The following is a 15,137-nucleotide window of genomic DNA, read 5'->3' as shown; positions in this document are numbered from 1 at the left end:
TTAATTTATTGAATTTCGGCTGTCTATATTTTGGACGCCCGTCTTTAAGAGCGTCCAAAATCCGCCTTAATAAAGCTTGGAAAGCTCCATAGAATACTTGCCCGGAGCATACTCGCTCATACGCTTCTTATACAGATCCTGGAAGAACTTATCCTTCGCTGCATAGTTGGCATAAGGATAAATCGCGATACCTCCGCGAGGAGTGAATTCGCCAATAACCTCGATGTATTTCGGCTTCATCAACTTCACCAGATCATCACAGATGGTTTGCACGCAGTCCTCGTGGAAATCCCCGTGATTGCGGAAGCTGAAAAGGTACAGCTTCAAAGATTTGGATTCGACCATCTTTTTGTCTGCAATGTAGTTTACGAAAATTTTGGCAAAATCCGGCTGGCGGGTCTTCGGACACAAAGACGTAAACTCTGTGCACACGAAAGTTGTCCAGGCAATCTTGCCAGGGTTTTTATTGTCGAAGGCTTCCAGCACTTCTGGGGCGTAAGTCTCTGGGTACTTTGTTTGATTTTCACCCAAAGCAAAGTCGGCCAGTTCTTTTGTGTCTCTTCCAGTTTTCTTTTTCATAATGCTGCCCTTTTAGAGGAAGTTCCTGCTTTTAGCAATCCTACTTTTTGGCCTTGGCCGGCTTCTTGGAATTCGGTGCTCGCGCGCCTTCGCAAGGGGTCTCTTTTGTGAGCTTCATTCCTGAATCCAGATCTGGATGCAAAGGATCTGGAACGCGCTCTTTGATGTCATCGCGCAAGAAGCGAGCCGAATACGGGGAGTCCGGGCCTAACAGCTTTTTGACTTCCTCATCAGATAAAAGCGACTGAACAGTCCCCTGAGTATCTTTCACCGGGGCCATCATCTTGGCCCTTAGTAGCACGGATTTATTTTCATAAACCTGCACCGCCTGCTCAAGATCCACCGGCAATGACAAGGTGATTTCGCTCATGGTGCCTTCATAGAGCTTTAGAACGAACTTCCCATCTGACTTCTTAACCACACCCGATATGTCGTATTCTCCGCACTTAAAGCTTTCTTGGGCGAAGGCATCCAGCGACACGACTGTGATCAAAGTTATAAACAGAGTTTTCCACATTGTGTTTTTCATAGCTTAAAGTTCCTGCATGGATTTGGAGCTTTGGATTCTTTCGAATAGTGCGTATAAAGAGCGTCGTAAATTTTTCTTTCAGCTCGACCCACTTTTTCTGCCTTCCAATAAAGATCCTGTGACTGCTTGTCATAGGTTTTGGAAGTTTGCTGCCAGTCCACGAAGTCCTCGCGCTGTATGAATTTTTCATACCCTTGAAGCTCGGCCCGCAAAGCCGGGGTCGGTTTGGCGGCATACTGCTCTTTCACCACCTGGTGTCCGTATTCAAATTGGCTCATGGTTCCGCAGTATTGTTGTTTCGGCAAAAGATCCATACAAACTTTTTGATCCAAAGCCGCTTTGGCCTTGTGAGTATTCACAGCCTGATTTCTGGCTGTCTCATAGTCTTTGATCGCTGCTTGCAATTGCGCCTTGGATTGATCCACATCCGGCAAACCCACAAGTGTACGAATGCCCACAAGTCTTCCGTGCGAATCTTTGATATCTTTTAGTTCGCGCGCCAACTTCGCATAGGACGAGTTCGTCAGATTGCAGGCATCGGCTTTTTTACTTTTTTCCGCCCACATATCCAGAGAGGCTCTTTCTCTCATAGAATCAGACAAAAATGCTGTGGCCTGATATGTCTTTCTGCCGGCCTCGGTCGAAATCTGAGGCGTCCCCGGTGAAAGAGCTTTTTCCGAAGCACGTGCGCCCAGGAACGCAAACTCCAGATTTGTACCCGCTCTAAGATTTCCGGCAATAGCCTCACCCGCATTGTTGTACCCGACATTGGCAGATGCTGCAGAGATCACACAAGTCTTATCCGTTCCCAGCTTCAGCGTTGCCCCCGAATGACAGCTAAAATCCATGATCGCCAGTTGAATACCTTTTTTTTCTGCAAGGTCTCTTAAGGCTTTCAAGCGGTCCATATTGAAGGTTCCGTTTTTGGAGGACACAGCATGGGTTTCAAAAGGAGCTGCCGCTTCCAAGCCGTGCGTTGCCACGCTGATCATCAGCTGATCACCACTGCGCAGCTCGCCCCTTTGGATCTTCTGCTTAAAGGCTTCAATTTGCTTATTCAGATTGTCGGTCGTAGCTGAAATATTTTTGCCACCACCAGCCTGTTTTGCCAGCGCCTCGGTCGTCCGATGGCCTCCATTAAAGACAACTGTTGGTTTCCAGCCAGAGCTTTTCGAGAAAGTCCCCAAGTTCGTTAACGTCTTATCAAAGATAGTTGTGGCACCCGTGGGCTCGCCACCGCCACCAAGAATCAAGATCTCTTTCTTTGCCCACGATACGTTTGCGAAACTCAAAACTATCGCAAACGAACAAATCCCCTTAATCCACATTATTCGCACCTACATATTTTGCTAGCCAATAGGCATAAAGATAATCAACACCGGATTCTTCCTCGCCCTTAACGTGCGAAAGCTGATATCCGAAGGCCGTATCCTTCCAGACAAAGTTGCTTGAGAAAGCCTGCAACTCAAACACCGGATAATTATATAGTCCCTGGTAGAAGTAATCGATCGGTGGTTCGGGCTTTTTCAAAGACTTCCAGAAAAGTCTTGGAATTGGCGACATGCACCAGTCCGGTCTTAAGGAATGATCAATACTGACATTCAGATTCGGACGGGGATAGGGGATTTCTCGCAAACCCCAGTTCGCCTGCTTCAGGGATTCTGCAAATTTTGAATCACTGCTTTCAGAGCGGAAGTTTCCTCCCCGTGTTCCGTGCTTATAAGCAAAGCCGTAAGCCACCAGTGTTTGCAAATGCCTTTGCGCTGGCGCATAGGTCACCCAAGCGTCCATCAGACGTTCACGTAATTGGTCGCGAATTTTTGTCTGCCCCAAAAGATCCGCAATCGTGATATCCGTCACATCGCCGACCAGGCCAAGATTGATACCGCTCCAATCTGCGGAGCCATGCCAATAGAAGGTCGAATCGAAACTGTATCCCGTCAGCTTGGTCTTAATTTTTCCATAGTACCCGATGTATTCTTCCTTAAAGGCAGAATCATTAGTCAGCCAAGCCGCCAACCCTAATGCTGCGGCTTTGTTCTGCGGCTTATCCCAAACAACCTGCAGATCAATCAACTTGCGTGAATAGGCTTTAAGATCACGCCAAAGTTCACCTTCAGATTTTGGCAAAACCAAACCTGCCCAAAGGAATCCATGAGTGATTCCTTTGACCATGTCGTTGTTTCCACCTTCTTGCCACATCAGGTGCTGGAATTTCCCTTTACCCTGATGCCATCTTGAATCAGGAAGCCCTTTGACCGGATCATAGAGAGCCAGAGTTCTTGCAAACTGCTGAGGGTCCCCGGTGATTTCCATAAGCGAGATCAATCCACGCAAAGTCCTTTTGACGTTGTCTATGGCCTCGCTGTCCTTGGTCACTTGATAGCGCATTGCCTGAGACCCCAGGTACATCCCAGTCCACAAAGCGGCATCTCCATGAAGGTTGTAGGCAACCAAACGACCCTGATCATCAATCTGGGATGGCGTCACGATTCCGGCTTCATTGATATGGAAGTCGCGGGCATTGCGATCATAGCTGCGCGCTTTTTCTTCCAACGTCGGTGCGTAGGCATTTCGTTTTACAACAGCTTCCGTAATACTGATATCATCCACGACTTTATTCACAACACGGATGACGTCTTTGTTTTTTCGATAGAATTCGAAATCTGTGGGATCAAAGACGATATAAGGATTTTCGTCTTTGTACTCTTTCCTGTTTTTGTATGACTTCACCAGAGGATCTTTTTCATAACCGATATCTTTTTTGAAAAGATTGATCACTCCGCGCACGACGATAGGAATCTTGGGTCCTTTCGCGCTCATCAGCTGACGCTGATTCACCCACAGGGGTTTTACTTCCAGATCCCTCTTAGTCGTGATCCATTCTGTGTAGTTAGAAACTTTTTTATCCGCATAAGAAGTCGCCAGTCCATTGGGCGTCACCGCGTATCTTGAGACAACATTGATAGTGGCTGAAAATTCTGAAGGGTCTCGTTTCAGATCCCCCAGGCGGGTGATAAAATCGCCTTGGCGAATATCGTAAGAAACTGTCAGCGTTTCGCCCGTGGCAACAGCCTTTCCAGTCCAGACCTCCTGAACTTTCAGACCATCAAAGAAATAATTTATATATGTGACGATACGAACAACGTCATAGGTCCCGTCATGGGATTTGCGAAGCTCCAGCTCCCCGTTGTAGGGGCCCCGCGTGGAGGACGTACCTTGCAAAAACCAAATACCTTCCATCCCACCACTGGCTTGTAATGAGGCGATATCTCTGGGGATTTGTTTTTCCTTGTGCTGGCAAGATACGACGGAAAAAACGCTCAAAAACAGAAAAAGGAATGAAAGTGCTTTCATTCCTTTATTCTCTCTAAGAAGACTCCCGGGCAGGAGTCCTGAACTATTTCTTAGGCTTTAGTAGGGGACCTTGTCGGACTTGTTGTCCCACTCTTTAAAGACTTCCAAGGCCTCTGTATGAGCACATTGGATCATCGGAACTTTGCGATCTTTGAGATCTTTTGGAATTTCCTGATAAAGGAAGTCATCATCAAAATTGATCTCTGCTGCGTCTTTGCGAGTATTTCCATAGTAAATCTTGGAGATACGCGCCCAGTAAATTGCAGACAAGCACATCGGGCAAGGTTCGCAGCTTGTATAGATCTCTGCACCCGCCAGTTCGAAGTTATTGCTTTTCGCACAAGCATCACGGATCGCAGAAACCTCTGCATGAGCCGTCGGGTCATTGGAAGAGGTTACTTTGTTCCAACCTTCACCAATGATCTTTCCGTCTTTTACAATCACAGCCCCGAAAGGACCGCCCGCACCCGCGTTCATATTGTTTCTGGAAAGTTCGATGGCTCTTAACATAAATTCTTTGTTCATAAGCCGACGAATTTATGGGGCCGCATGGACTTAGTCAAGTTGAGGTTGGGGGGTGTATTTAAAGAAATCTAAGGAGGGCTCATGAAACCCACCCCATTAACAAGCTTCTACTTATTTAAAACAGCCGCGGCATCGGTGGCGTTGGGTGGGGCCGCTTCCTTAGCGTACAACTTAATGGTCGTGCTTCGTCTGATTCTTATGTTCTTCCTAGACTCAGGGTTTGCGAATGTCCCTACGCCCGGCTGACCGACGATATAGGGCGCATAGTACTGGTAACCGTTAGCTATCGTAACTTCTGCGCACTTCCGAGCAAGCGCTTCTATTAGTGCCTCGTCAGATGTCTTTGGAGGCCCCTCCGCCATAATATAGAAGACGCCTTCTTCAATCTTTTTTTCTGCAAAGTTAATGTCATTTCCGGATAAAGCCGGCCATAGTGTTGAGCACACCTGCAGCACCCACAGCAGAAGACGTTGCCGATGAGCTTGAACGCAAGAAAAATGAACAGCTTCAGAAGGAAACGATCTCCGCAGAGGATTTCACCTTCGAATTGCTTGAAGACAAAGCCCCCAACAAATACTCCGTTAAAGTGACATATCCCCAAAAGAATGGCCTAACAGTGCACCTTGTTCTTAATGATGAGCCCGTTGAAACAACAGCAGGCACCCCAATATTAATTTCCGTGCTAGGTGGAAGTGAACTCAACTTTAGATTAATTGCCTATAACAGCAATGGGGTTATGGTCTTGAATTCCATCAAAAAAATTCCGACTCCGTCAGATCTTGTTATCTCTGATACTGTAGTTTTAAACAAAGACACCAACTGGAAGCTTGGAAGGCTTTATCTGAACGACGATTCAATCGTCCAAACCAAAGGTTTTCCTTTATCGATTGAGGCCAATAAAATTTTCGCGCGACCTAATGCTAAGATCATGAATTTCAGCAGCAATGAGGTTTGGGGTTCTTCTCAACACAAGATGGGAGGCGCCATCGTCATCAGGGCAAAAGAAGCCGCAGGTTATCTGATGATCAATCTGACTGGTGCCAAAGGTAAAAATGGACGCTCCGGTTTAGAAATCGAAAACCTCATTGGCATTCGCAAAGCCACCGATGGTTACGACGGTAACCACGGCGAATGGGATGGCGACGAAGACTGCACAGAGGATCGTTATTCCGGCCAAACTCGTTGTGGAATCATTAATCTCCGCTGCGTAAGTCAGCCCACAAATGGCGAAGATGGTGAGGATGGTCCCAATGGAGTCGACGGAGAAAACGGAGCCGACGGTGGCGACACCGGCAATCTATTCGCTCAAATCGACAATCATGTTAATTTCACGCTAAAAGTGTCGCTGAAGCCCGGCATGGGCGGACTTGGGGGGCAAGGAGCCCCTGGAAAAGCAGGCGGCAAAGGTGGCAAGGCAGGAGCCCTGGATCAGCAGAGAGTCTGTAAGCCAGCATCCAATGGAAAAGACGGAGCCCCAGGCAAGCCAGGACGCACCGGACAAGTCGGCCAACCCGGAAAAGTTGGGACTATCGAGCTCAATGGGCTGAAGAACGCAATTATAGAATAGTTGTGCCGACTGAGCTTAAGACCTATTGCTTTGCTTCCAGCCAGGTCAATGCACCCCACTCATAGAATGAACGATCCAACAAAGTCTTTGCATCTACCCAACCATCACTGTTTGCAGTCTGCCAGGACTCTCCCCAGGAGTTTTGGATCTGCAAGGCCTCATAGCAGTCGTTGGCACTTCTGCACACCTTGCGATAACCCTTGATGATCACAGCGTGATTTGCGCCAGAGATGTTGCCAGATCCGTCTTTTATACTTCCACACTCTGCAATCGACTTGACGGATACTTTTTCTTGAGCACAAAAACCCACAGAGACAGGACGCCTTTTCGTCAGTAGTTCCTTTATTTGAGAAATAGTAGATGCATAGTCTGACTTCTTCCCTTTCTGTGGATACTCTTTTACTTCCCACTTGCCCTTTGCTGTAAGATTGTTTTCGGACTCCCAGCACTCTTCCGGAATTAGGAGACGATCTAGAAACTTTCCATAGGTATCTTGAGCAAAGGCTTGGAGAATATCCTTATTAGTCGTTTTTAAATTATAGTTCTCTCTGAGCTCCTGCGCCTTGGCAGTTGCATATTCAAGACCACAATTAGCACACTCCTTGATCTTTTTCTGATAAGACTCATAGCTATCTCTAAACTTCTTCCACATGGCTTGCTCTAACTTCTGCACTTCCAACGGACTCTGAGCTTTTGCTACTACGTGATCAAATGGCGCACAGGACTCTTTAACCGTCGCATTAACTTCAAGAGCATTATACAAAGCTACTGCCACTGATCCACCTTCGTTTATCCCCATATAGCTAAAGCGATCTGTAGAATCGAGGCCAGAGTGAGCCGAGAGAAAAGAGCCATAACGAGCCATATCTAGAGGAGAATTTTTTTCCGAGTCCGGGACACTCGAACAGCTTTCTACACCTTTGGTAACACAGTTCGCCTGATCTAATAGAGTGGCAGCTACGAATGAGTAACATATCCCAAATGTATCTTGAGAGCGAACTCGGGGCATACTGCCGACTTCAATCACAGTGCTCTTGTCGGCAAGTAAATCTCGAGGCACGGGATCCATTCCAAGAGCCGCAAAGACTTGATGACAAAGTAAGAATAGGAGAACAAAAACCATCTTCGACATAATTTATTTCTTCTCCGTAAAATGTTTATTAAAAAGACTCCAAGAATCAATAGCCGATCCATCAGGGAACACGCAATAGTCGTACTCACGACCTTGTTCATCCTTCAAAATTCGATTGAGCGCATTTTGCGTCAGACAGTATCGAGCCGCAGGATTGCCAATGACGCCTACGTCTGGAGTTTCCTCCCGGGCCATCTTCTTCTGTGCTGCTTTCCAGGCATCACAATTCATTTTGCCGTTCTTTTGGCAGTTTGCTGACAAGGTCAGGCCTTGATGACTGATCACGGCAATGACCTCGTACTTCTTCTTGGTATGACTATAAAGCTTCAACTTCTGCGCCTTTGGGGCCGCATGCGTTGCCAAAGAAAGCAGAATGGCGCAGAGGAATAATAAAGATAAAAGTTGTCTCATATTTATACATTCTAAATGGATGGCCTAAACAAGGAAGTTTATCGCCTAAATCTAGGCTATTGGCGAGCTGGCAATAAGTCCTGTAAACCATTCGTTAGTTTCTGCCGATTTAAAAGCCGTGAAAATTATTCTCGCAATCACCTTCTTGCTTCAATCAACCTGGGCACAAACCCCAGGTAAAACGTATTTGAGGCCTGAGAATATTATTTACAATCCACAGAAGCGTGTCGGGCAATTCGTGGTGGCCTATAAAGATTACGAAGATATTCGTGTGGATAGCGATCTCGATGGCAAAGTAGATCTTTGGTATGTCAAAAAAGGTTCTTTAGAGGTGCTCATCAGCTTCAAAGATTCCCAGCCAATGTTTCTTCAAGGCCAACTAACAAGCGCGCTTGAAGTTAGTTCATTTCTATATGCTATGGAAGCAGATCAATGGCGCCTAAAAAGTTCAAATATCCGCAAACCTCTGCTAATGAATCTTCCACAAGAAAAATGTGAAGATAAGGACACTAAAGATAAAGTTGAATCCTTCACAGAAGAATTAGGCAAACAGAACTTAGCAGGGAATATCGAAAATCATCTGTTAGACAGGTCCTGCAAAGAAAATCTCGCTCCAAAAGCCGCACAACGACTGGCGACCGCCTTGAATAAGGCTCTCTCTCCAAATGCTCCCATTGAATCTTGCTTGGAAAAAGAAGATTTCGCAAAAGAGATTTCCCCAAAAGGACAGAGCTTCTCTGCGGCAAAGCTACTTGCAACAAAGTTCAAGCTCCAAAGACTCCAACTTGCTCAGCACAGCGAGAAACATGGACCCCTAGTCAAGTGCGAAAAACTGAAGGGCCAGACAAGCATAATGACTACCCACGAAAATTCGAAAACGATATTTATCGATCCAGAGTCAATTGCGAGGCTCGGTGTAATCGAGGTCGGCCAGGTCTTGACTGCAAGCAAAATTGAACACGAACTTCTCCATCGCGCAGGCCTTAAAACTGAAGAACAGGTTAAAGTGGTCGAACAGTTCTGTGCTGGAGAAAAGACTGAAAACCCTGCTCCTCTGCAGTCTAATTTTTTCGAGATAAATCAAGTCATCTCAGACTCAGCAATATCAGAAGCTACCAACAATGCTGCAGATAAGACCTCAGCCAATACGGCAGATACCGCAATAGCCCCCACAAAGGAACCTACGCGCGGCATAGCCTCTGAAAATCAAACGGTAACATCAAAACCTACCGAGGCGCCTAAAACCGCCAACCAAACAGCGGCAGCCAAAGCTTCCGCGAGCATTCCAATGGAAATGACGGTGGCTCAGTCACAAGTTCCAACAGCACCAAAGCTGTCCGAATCTATTTACAATCCACCACCAGCAACTGAAGCCGGGGCACAGCAGGCCTTGGTGCAGTCAGCCTCTGAAAGCAGTGGCGTCCTACGTGTCGCTAACAACCTGGTCGGCGCCATGAATACCCGAGCTACCGCTTCAGGCAACTTGGCTTCAAGTGATTCCAAAACTTCATCAGATTCTGATATTTCTGGTGGCAAGAAAGCAAGATCCTCGGGTTCGAGCAAAACTAAGTCAGATGCCTTCGCCGCTTTCAATCGCAACAGCGTCGGTTCTGATGAAAAAATCGTTGAACAGATCACTCTCGACGGAAATAGCACTCAACCTGCCACCGTAAAACCGTCCTCGCCTAGGGAGGCTACCGGCCCTAAAACTGCCCAAACTGGCACGCTCAGAGAAACCTCTGGCGGTGCGGGGGCTGGGCAGAATGAAGTTGCCAGAGCAACCGCTTCATCTGGAGGCAACTCTGGTGGCGGCTTCGACTCTTCCTCGCCAAACACGAGCGGCGGGGGCTCCGCACCGTCGCGATCACCAGCCGCCGTAAGCCCGTCCATCGAAGCTAAGGCTAGGGCCTCTTCAAAGAAAGAAGAACCTGTCGTGCAAGCTGGTGCGGGCAACACAACACGGGATGAGGTCGTCACCTTCATTTCCAATGGAAGCTATCGCACCACCAAAGAAAAGCTACAAAAGCCTGACTTCAAAAAACAGCTTGAATCACAAAAGATCACCATTTTGGACCTTTATGGCAATTCAATAGGTGCCAGCAAAGGCGAGGTGATTTTCCTCGATCAAGGAGATCGCTTTGTTCGGCAAAAATAGGCGCAGTAAATCCCTGATCCTTCTTATTGTCGGCGTCTTCTGGCTGGGATATGTCGTTTCGAGCTCTATTCAATTCTACTTTAACGTTCGCAGTCTTACCGAAAAAGAGATCCTGCGCCGTCAGACTCAAATGCAGTTTATACAAGAGTCATTCATACCCCTGGTAATTACTGAAAACTTCAATCTCTTAAAAGACCGTTTGGAAAATGCACGCAAGATTCATTTAATTGATTTCTATATTCTGCAAAATGGCAGCGACGTTGTGACTTGGTATAACAACTTTGATAATCTTTCAGGCATCAACGTTGACTATCAAGTATTCAATCAGCTTCTTCAGAATGACCAATTAGCATTCCGCACCGTTAAACTGATGGACTATCGGTTCACGACTGGTGTTTTCCAAGACCGCAATGAGATTCTAAAACAAAATATCTGGCTTATGAAAGGCATGATTCTTCAAGAGCTTATCATTGTCACCCTGATGGTAGGACTAATCGTTTATTTATTCCTAAAGGATATCATCGACCTCACCAAGATCCTTTCCACACGCGATCGCTCAAAGCTTGCTTCGGTAAAGTCCCTATCCAAAGAAGGCCAGACCCTTCTTAAGGCAACACAAAGCTATGAAAGCACAAAGCAGTATCTCGAACATGAAAACAGATACTATTCCGACTCGCTAACTCCTGCGATTCTTCACGAAATGAAGTCCGGGAAAAAAGCACCCTACGCATTCCAAAGCACCATGATCCGCGTGGATCTGAACGGCTATACGCAGATTTTTTTGGAAAAGAAAGACGAATACGTCACTGACATCATGAACGCCTATTTTATCCAGGCGCGCGAGCTGATCGAACGCTATAATGGATTGATCTATCAGTACGTCGGCGATGAGATCGTCTTTCACATCAAAGAAGGCCCACAAAACTCCCAAGCTATGGCCTTGGCCTGCTTACGCAGCGTCTTTAAGGCCGCCCAAGAGATTGAAGACTCTCTGCCTGTGGGCGCAGATCACTGCTTTAAAGTAAAGGGAAGCTTCGTATTAGGTAAAATCCGTTTTGTGAATCAGGATTCAGGCTTTGCCCTCAGTGGCTTGCCGCTGATCGAATCCGCACGACTTCTAAGTCAGGTGGACGATAAGGCCTCCAGCTCCGCTACTTTCTATGCAGAAGCCTCCGAATCTCTGCAAGAACTCTGTACGATTGCGGATACCAAAGAGACCCTTCTTAAGGGCTTCTCAAAGCCTTCGACTCTGTATCGCGCCAAAGAGTTCACCAGTGTCGAGAAGGCTCTTGCCACAGACATCACATTGCTGACGTACTTCCGCAGCGACGAAGATCTTTGTCACGCCTATAGTTTCCTGACCGAAGAACTCGAAACAGGGAAGGACAGCACATTCTTCACAGCCTTCAATATTCTAAAAACATTTAAACTAAAAATGAGCACTGAGGCTCAGGCTGATGGCTTTACGCAGTTCCTGGCCGACATTCTGAAACTCAACAAAGAACAAAAAGCCAACGACAAAGTTCTGTCTGCCGCGATTTCTTTGGCTTCGAATTTTGTTCCTGCTTACTTGGTGAAAGAAAATCTGCTGGAACAACTAGGTACCTGCCTTGAACACAAAGATCATCGCGTGCAAGCCAATGCCATTATCGTGCTGGGGGATCTTGCCAAAGACATCGCTTTCCTGCGACGCTTTGTTTATTCCAAAAACAACCGCGTTTCGGCCGATGCCTTGCTAGTCAGTGGCAAAAGAGATTTAGATAAAGAACTGACCGAAAAGCTGAAAGAGTATCTGGATTCCAAAAATCCTCTCTTCCAGGCTAGTGGTCGTTTTGTGGTGAAGTCGCTAGGGGAGCATTATAGAAATGCTGACCCTATTTTTTATGAGACCAATTCCATGCTGAAGGACTTACTGCGTAAGATAGCCTAGAATTAGCCAATATATCTACTCAGCCTCTGCAAGATACAATCTCAAGTAGTCCTTAACCTTATACATTGGCAAATGGTTTAAATTCCAGCCCGTGCAGTCTAATAGAGATAGAGTCGTAATTCCAACAAGTCGCGCTTTTCCTCCCTCATCGACGCTAACTATTGGGCCACCATCGTCGCCTTTGCAAGATTCACGACCATCTACACTCGTAAATCTGAATAGTCCATCTTCCATACTAAAATGAATCTGCTGCTCCCAAAGCTCCGCTGGTTTCACAACATAAAAAAGCCCGTATCCTCCGGTATAAACTCTCTTTAAAGAGGCCAAATCTTCCACCTCTCCAATCTCGATTGGCTGAGCCTGAGACGGAATATCTTCGTTCAATCTTATTACTGCCAAATTATATGAGCCGTCATTGTCATCGTACTTTGGATGAATTTCTACAGAACCCGTAAGAGTATTTGATTCTACATAAGTTTTATTGCCTGGAAACACAACTTGGACAGGTTCGATATCAAGTTGGTCGCTGAAACAGTTCGCAGCAGACAATACAATTCTTTTTGATACGACAACACCCGTACAAAGATTCGCCATGAGTTATTTATCTTTATCTCTCCAGGTGGATAAAACTCTTACCGTACTTTTTCCCAGAATACTGTCTTCCGAAGCAGAAATAGTTCTTCCCACCTTCCAAATAACTTCATCCGAAGGACGTGAGTTTTTCCCTTCGCTTTTAGATGATTCGGAACAGGCCAACAATGGCAACAAGAGAGCGCAGGCTGCTAACTGTTTCAAATTATGCATTTTCCCTCTCACATGATTTATTTAATAAAAGTTTGGGACCATATCAGGATCATTTTTATCCACAAAATCCTCGCGCACCCTTGCTGGTAAAATCGCCATCTGCTGCGGCTTTGCCTCATCAAGTTCGTCAAACAACGGAGCGCCGATCGTGGTTTCCTCTCCGAACACACTCCTCAGAAATAAGAAAATGAATTCGCAAATACATGAGCAAGTTCTTTGCCAAGATCAAAGTGTCTTAAATTCGATTAGATGGGGTAAACTAAATTTTGATGCTATTTTTTGCTAGCCAACGACTGTCAAACTTTTGAACACCCAAAGACCCCTGTTTCTTAAGTAAGGGTCTCAGGCTTTTAAACATTCTTCTTCTTAAGCTTACTAGAAATCCACGGCCAAACCATCGGAATCAAAGACACCCCGATCACACCGAAGATCACGATATGGAAGTTCTGCTTCACCACCGGAAGATTTCCGAAGAAGTGACCTGCTAGAACAAAGATCCACACCCAAGCAATCGCACCACCGACGTTGTAAACGATGAACTTGCGGTATTGCATTTCACCAATACCAGCCACGAACGGCGCAAAAGTACGAACGATCGGAGCAAAACGGGCAGCCACAATCGTGAAAGCTCCCCAACGCTCATAGAACGCATGGGTTTGATCCAAATACTCTTTTTTAAAGAAGCGCGAATTCGACTCAAAGACCTTGGGCCCTAGATATTTTCCGACGTGATAGTTGACCGTATCACCCAAGATACCTGCAATCGTCAGACTGATCAGAATCACCCAAAGATTCAAGCCACCTTCCACGACAGTGAAAGCGCCGAGAGCAAACAACAAGGAATCCCCCGGCAGGAACGGAGTTACCACCAGGCCAGTTTCAGCAAAAATGATCAGGAATAAAATCACATACAGCCAAGGCCCGAAGAAAACGATCCATTCGGCGATGTGCTTATCAAGGTGCAGAATAATATCAACAAGTTCCATCATAGGGGCCCAGAATCTTCGTAAAGCCCCTTAAGCGCAAGAGAAAACGCGGCCCGAGATTAGATTCCGACAATGCGGCGGGCTTCTTCGCGATCGAAATAACTGAATTTGTCTTCTATCATCTTGGCAAGATTTTCGCGATCCACAACAGCAGTGTGCAGCAGACGAAGGGCTTTAAATTTTCCTTCTGCGAATGGGAATTCCGCCACGGCGGCACCCAGCTGGTAAGTCTGCATCTCTGGTTTCTTTTTAAGTCCGCGGTACGAAGCCAGATAGGTTTCAATCACTGCAAATTTGTCTTCATCCCTGGAAGCTCTGTCCAATTGCTCAAGCATCAAATCCGTTTTTATGGCGAAGAATCTTTTGGTCAGCATTTTGTTGACGTTATAAACCTCGATCTGTGCATCAGCGGGCATGAACACTTGAATGCGCACATAACATCCACCTTCAAGCTGCACAATTTGACCGTTGCTAGTGCCGATAGAGCAAGAATATCTGCCATTACCGATCAGATCCAAAGTGGTGCCGTTAGGCCTGTTGTTCACATAACCCCAGGAAGCTGACTTCGCCCACACACGATAGATGCGCAAGAACCCCGTATCCGCCGGAAGGTCTTTGGAATAAACAACCTCTACGTCATCATCAAAACCAAAGACGTTCACGTTGATCTTTTCATAACCGTCCGTGCGGAACTCAATGTCTTCGACAGAGGGATTGTATGTGGAAGGAATGGAGGACCACTGGATGCGGTTTTTGACACTTGGTTTTCCGTTGGCAGTATTGTTGCCGCCCTTGGAGCCGCCGCCGCTGTCACAGCCAGCAAATAAAGCCAAAGCCACCAAAGAAACAAAGATCTTGGAAAGAACCGACATAGCGCCACCTCTTGTTTTGATAGCCGGATAACATCAATTCAGACGCGCAAACGCAATAGAAAAGCCGCTTTCATAAAAACATTATTCAGTTTTGCAGGATTGTTTTGAGAAGAAACCTAAATGGCGGAGAGTGAGGGATTCGAACCCTCGAGCCCCGCGAAGGGCTGCCAGTTTTCAAGACTGGTGTATTCAACCGCTCTACCAACTCTCCGTCGACCGTTTTATGGGTTTTGACGAGAGTATTCAAGCAGTTGTTTCCATGACGCAGCACAAGGTCGGAGCCTCATGCT

At 46.4% G+C, this 15,137-nt stretch carries 15 protein-coding genes and 1 tRNA gene; 3 read left to right on the top strand and 13 right to left on the bottom strand.

Going from position 1 to position 15,137, the window contains the following annotated elements; genetic code table 11:
* Positions 1–66: 66 nt before the first annotated feature.
* Genes queF through ACES2G_RS00410 form a run of 5 tightly spaced genes read right to left on the bottom strand, consistent with a single transcriptional unit; the run spans position 67 to position 4,990 of the window.
* The gene (queF, locus tag ACES2G_RS00430; protein WP_374000990.1) at positions 67–579 is read right to left on the bottom strand and encodes a preQ(1) synthase; all 513 of its coding nucleotides are present in this window, start codon (positions 577–579) and stop codon (positions 67–69) included.
* Positions 580–619: 40 nt separating this feature from the next.
* Positions 620–1,108 (bottom strand): hypothetical protein, encoded by a 489-nt coding sequence (locus tag ACES2G_RS00425; RefSeq protein ID WP_374000989.1) that lies wholly within the window; start codon positions 1,106–1,108, stop codon positions 620–622.
* The gene (locus tag ACES2G_RS00420) at positions 1,105–2,400 is read right to left on the bottom strand and encodes a hypothetical protein (protein WP_374000988.1); all 1,296 of its coding nucleotides are present in this window, start codon (positions 2,398–2,400) and stop codon (positions 1,105–1,107) included. Before ACES2G_RS00420 ends, ACES2G_RS00425 begins: the two co-directional genes overlap by 4 nt.
* Positions 2,401–2,425: 25 nt before the next feature.
* On the bottom strand, positions 2,426–4,465 hold the full coding sequence (locus ACES2G_RS00415) for a hypothetical protein (protein WP_374000987.1): 2,040 nt from the start codon (positions 4,463–4,465) through the stop codon (positions 2,426–2,428).
* 57 nt (positions 4,466–4,522) lie between these two features.
* Complete coding sequence (locus ACES2G_RS00410; RefSeq protein ID WP_347358768.1) at positions 4,523–4,990, bottom strand: nucleoside deaminase; 468 nt, start codon at positions 4,988–4,990, stop codon at positions 4,523–4,525.
* 433 nt (positions 4,991–5,423) lie between these two features.
* Here ACES2G_RS00410 and ACES2G_RS00405 point away from each other — a divergent pair, with 433 nt between their 5' ends.
* The gene (locus tag ACES2G_RS00405) at positions 5,424–6,557 is read left to right on the top strand and encodes a hypothetical protein (RefSeq protein WP_374000986.1); all 1,134 of its coding nucleotides are present in this window, start codon (positions 5,424–5,426) and stop codon (positions 6,555–6,557) included.
* A gap of 22 nt (positions 6,558–6,579) precedes the next feature.
* On the opposite strand, the gene ACES2G_RS00400 is transcribed toward ACES2G_RS00405, so the two are convergent.
* On the bottom strand, positions 6,580–7,689 hold the full coding sequence (locus ACES2G_RS00400; protein WP_347358784.1) for a C1 family peptidase: 1,110 nt from the start codon (positions 7,687–7,689) through the stop codon (positions 6,580–6,582).
* Positions 7,690–7,692: 3 nt separating this feature from the next.
* Entirely contained in the window at positions 7,693–8,100 is a 408-nt protein-coding gene (locus ACES2G_RS00395) for a DUF333 domain-containing protein (protein ID WP_374000985.1), read from the bottom strand.
* Between the two features lie 118 nt (positions 8,101–8,218).
* On the opposite strand from ACES2G_RS00395, the gene ACES2G_RS00390 reads away from it, so the two are divergent.
* Both ACES2G_RS00390 and ACES2G_RS00385 read left to right on the top strand, forming a co-directional pair.
* Complete coding sequence (locus ACES2G_RS00390; protein ID WP_347358786.1) at positions 8,219–10,255, top strand: hypothetical protein; 2,037 nt, start codon at positions 8,219–8,221, stop codon at positions 10,253–10,255.
* Positions 10,239–12,185: an adenylate cyclase gene (locus tag ACES2G_RS00385; RefSeq protein WP_374000984.1), complete on the top strand. Its 1,947-nt coding sequence runs from the start codon at positions 10,239–10,241 to the stop codon at positions 12,183–12,185. The genes ACES2G_RS00390 and ACES2G_RS00385 overlap by 17 nt, the downstream gene beginning before the upstream one ends.
* Before the next feature lie 15 nt (positions 12,186–12,200).
* Here ACES2G_RS00385 and ACES2G_RS00380 read toward each other — a convergent pair whose 3' ends face one another.
* The 6 genes from ACES2G_RS00380 to ACES2G_RS00355 form a co-directional block, all read right to left on the bottom strand.
* Positions 12,201–12,779, bottom strand: a complete 579-nt coding sequence (locus ACES2G_RS00380) for a trypsin-like serine protease (RefSeq protein WP_374000983.1) — start codon at positions 12,777–12,779, stop codon at positions 12,201–12,203.
* Between the two features lie 3 nt (positions 12,780–12,782).
* A complete protein-coding gene (locus ACES2G_RS00375; RefSeq protein WP_374000982.1) occupies positions 12,783–12,989 on the bottom strand; it encodes a hypothetical protein in 207 nt (68 codons plus the stop codon).
* Between the two features lie 21 nt (positions 12,990–13,010).
* Positions 13,011–13,157, bottom strand: a complete 147-nt coding sequence (locus ACES2G_RS00370) for a hypothetical protein (RefSeq protein WP_374000981.1) — start codon at positions 13,155–13,157, stop codon at positions 13,011–13,013.
* 182 nt (positions 13,158–13,339) lie between these two features.
* Entirely contained in the window at positions 13,340–13,975 is a 636-nt protein-coding gene (locus tag ACES2G_RS00365) for a DedA family protein (protein ID WP_347358791.1), read from the bottom strand.
* 59 nt (positions 13,976–14,034) lie between these two features.
* Positions 14,035–14,847, bottom strand: a complete 813-nt coding sequence (locus ACES2G_RS00360; protein ID WP_374000980.1) for a DUF4476 domain-containing protein — start codon at positions 14,845–14,847, stop codon at positions 14,035–14,037.
* 121 nt (positions 14,848–14,968) lie between these two features.
* A tRNA-Ser gene (locus ACES2G_RS00355) sits at positions 14,969–15,058 on the bottom strand.
* Positions 15,059–15,137: the final 79 nt, after the last annotated feature.

The sequence above is a fragment of the Bdellovibrio bacteriovorus genome (assembly GCF_041888015.1).
Lineage (GTDB): Bacteria > Bdellovibrionota > Bdellovibrionia > Bdellovibrionales > Bdellovibrionaceae > Bdellovibrio.
This window is presented reverse-complemented; position numbering and strand designations above follow the sequence as displayed.

Coding starts and splice junctions, on each gene's coding strand:
- queF (WP_374000990.1), bottom strand. CDS start 579: ATGAAAAAGAAAACTGGAAGAGACACAAAAGAACTGGCCGACTTTGCT.
- ACES2G_RS00425 (WP_374000989.1), bottom strand. CDS start 1,108: ATGAAAAACACAATGTGGAAAACTCTGTTTATAACTTTGATCACAGTC.
- ACES2G_RS00415 (WP_374000987.1), bottom strand. CDS start 4,465: ATGAAAGCACTTTCATTCCTTTTTCTGTTTTTGAGCGTTTTTTCCGTC.
- ACES2G_RS00410 (WP_347358768.1), bottom strand. CDS start 4,990: ATGAACAAAGAATTTATGTTAAGAGCCATCGAACTTTCCAGAAACAAT.
- ACES2G_RS00400 (WP_347358784.1), bottom strand. CDS start 7,689: ATGTCGAAGATGGTTTTTGTTCTCCTATTCTTACTTTGTCATCAAGTC.
- ACES2G_RS00395 (WP_374000985.1), bottom strand. CDS start 8,100: ATGAGACAACTTTTATCTTTATTATTCCTCTGCGCCATTCTGCTTTCT.
- ACES2G_RS00380 (WP_374000983.1), bottom strand. CDS start 12,779: ATGGCGAATCTTTGTACGGGTGTTGTCGTATCAAAAAGAATTGTATTG.
- ACES2G_RS00375 (WP_374000982.1), bottom strand. CDS start 12,989: ATGCATAATTTGAAACAGTTAGCAGCCTGCGCTCTCTTGTTGCCATTG.
- ACES2G_RS00365 (WP_347358791.1), bottom strand. CDS start 13,975: ATGGAACTTGTTGATATTATTCTGCACCTTGATAAGCACATCGCCGAA.
- ACES2G_RS00360 (WP_374000980.1), bottom strand. CDS start 14,847: ATGTCGGTTCTTTCCAAGATCTTTGTTTCTTTGGTGGCTTTGGCTTTA.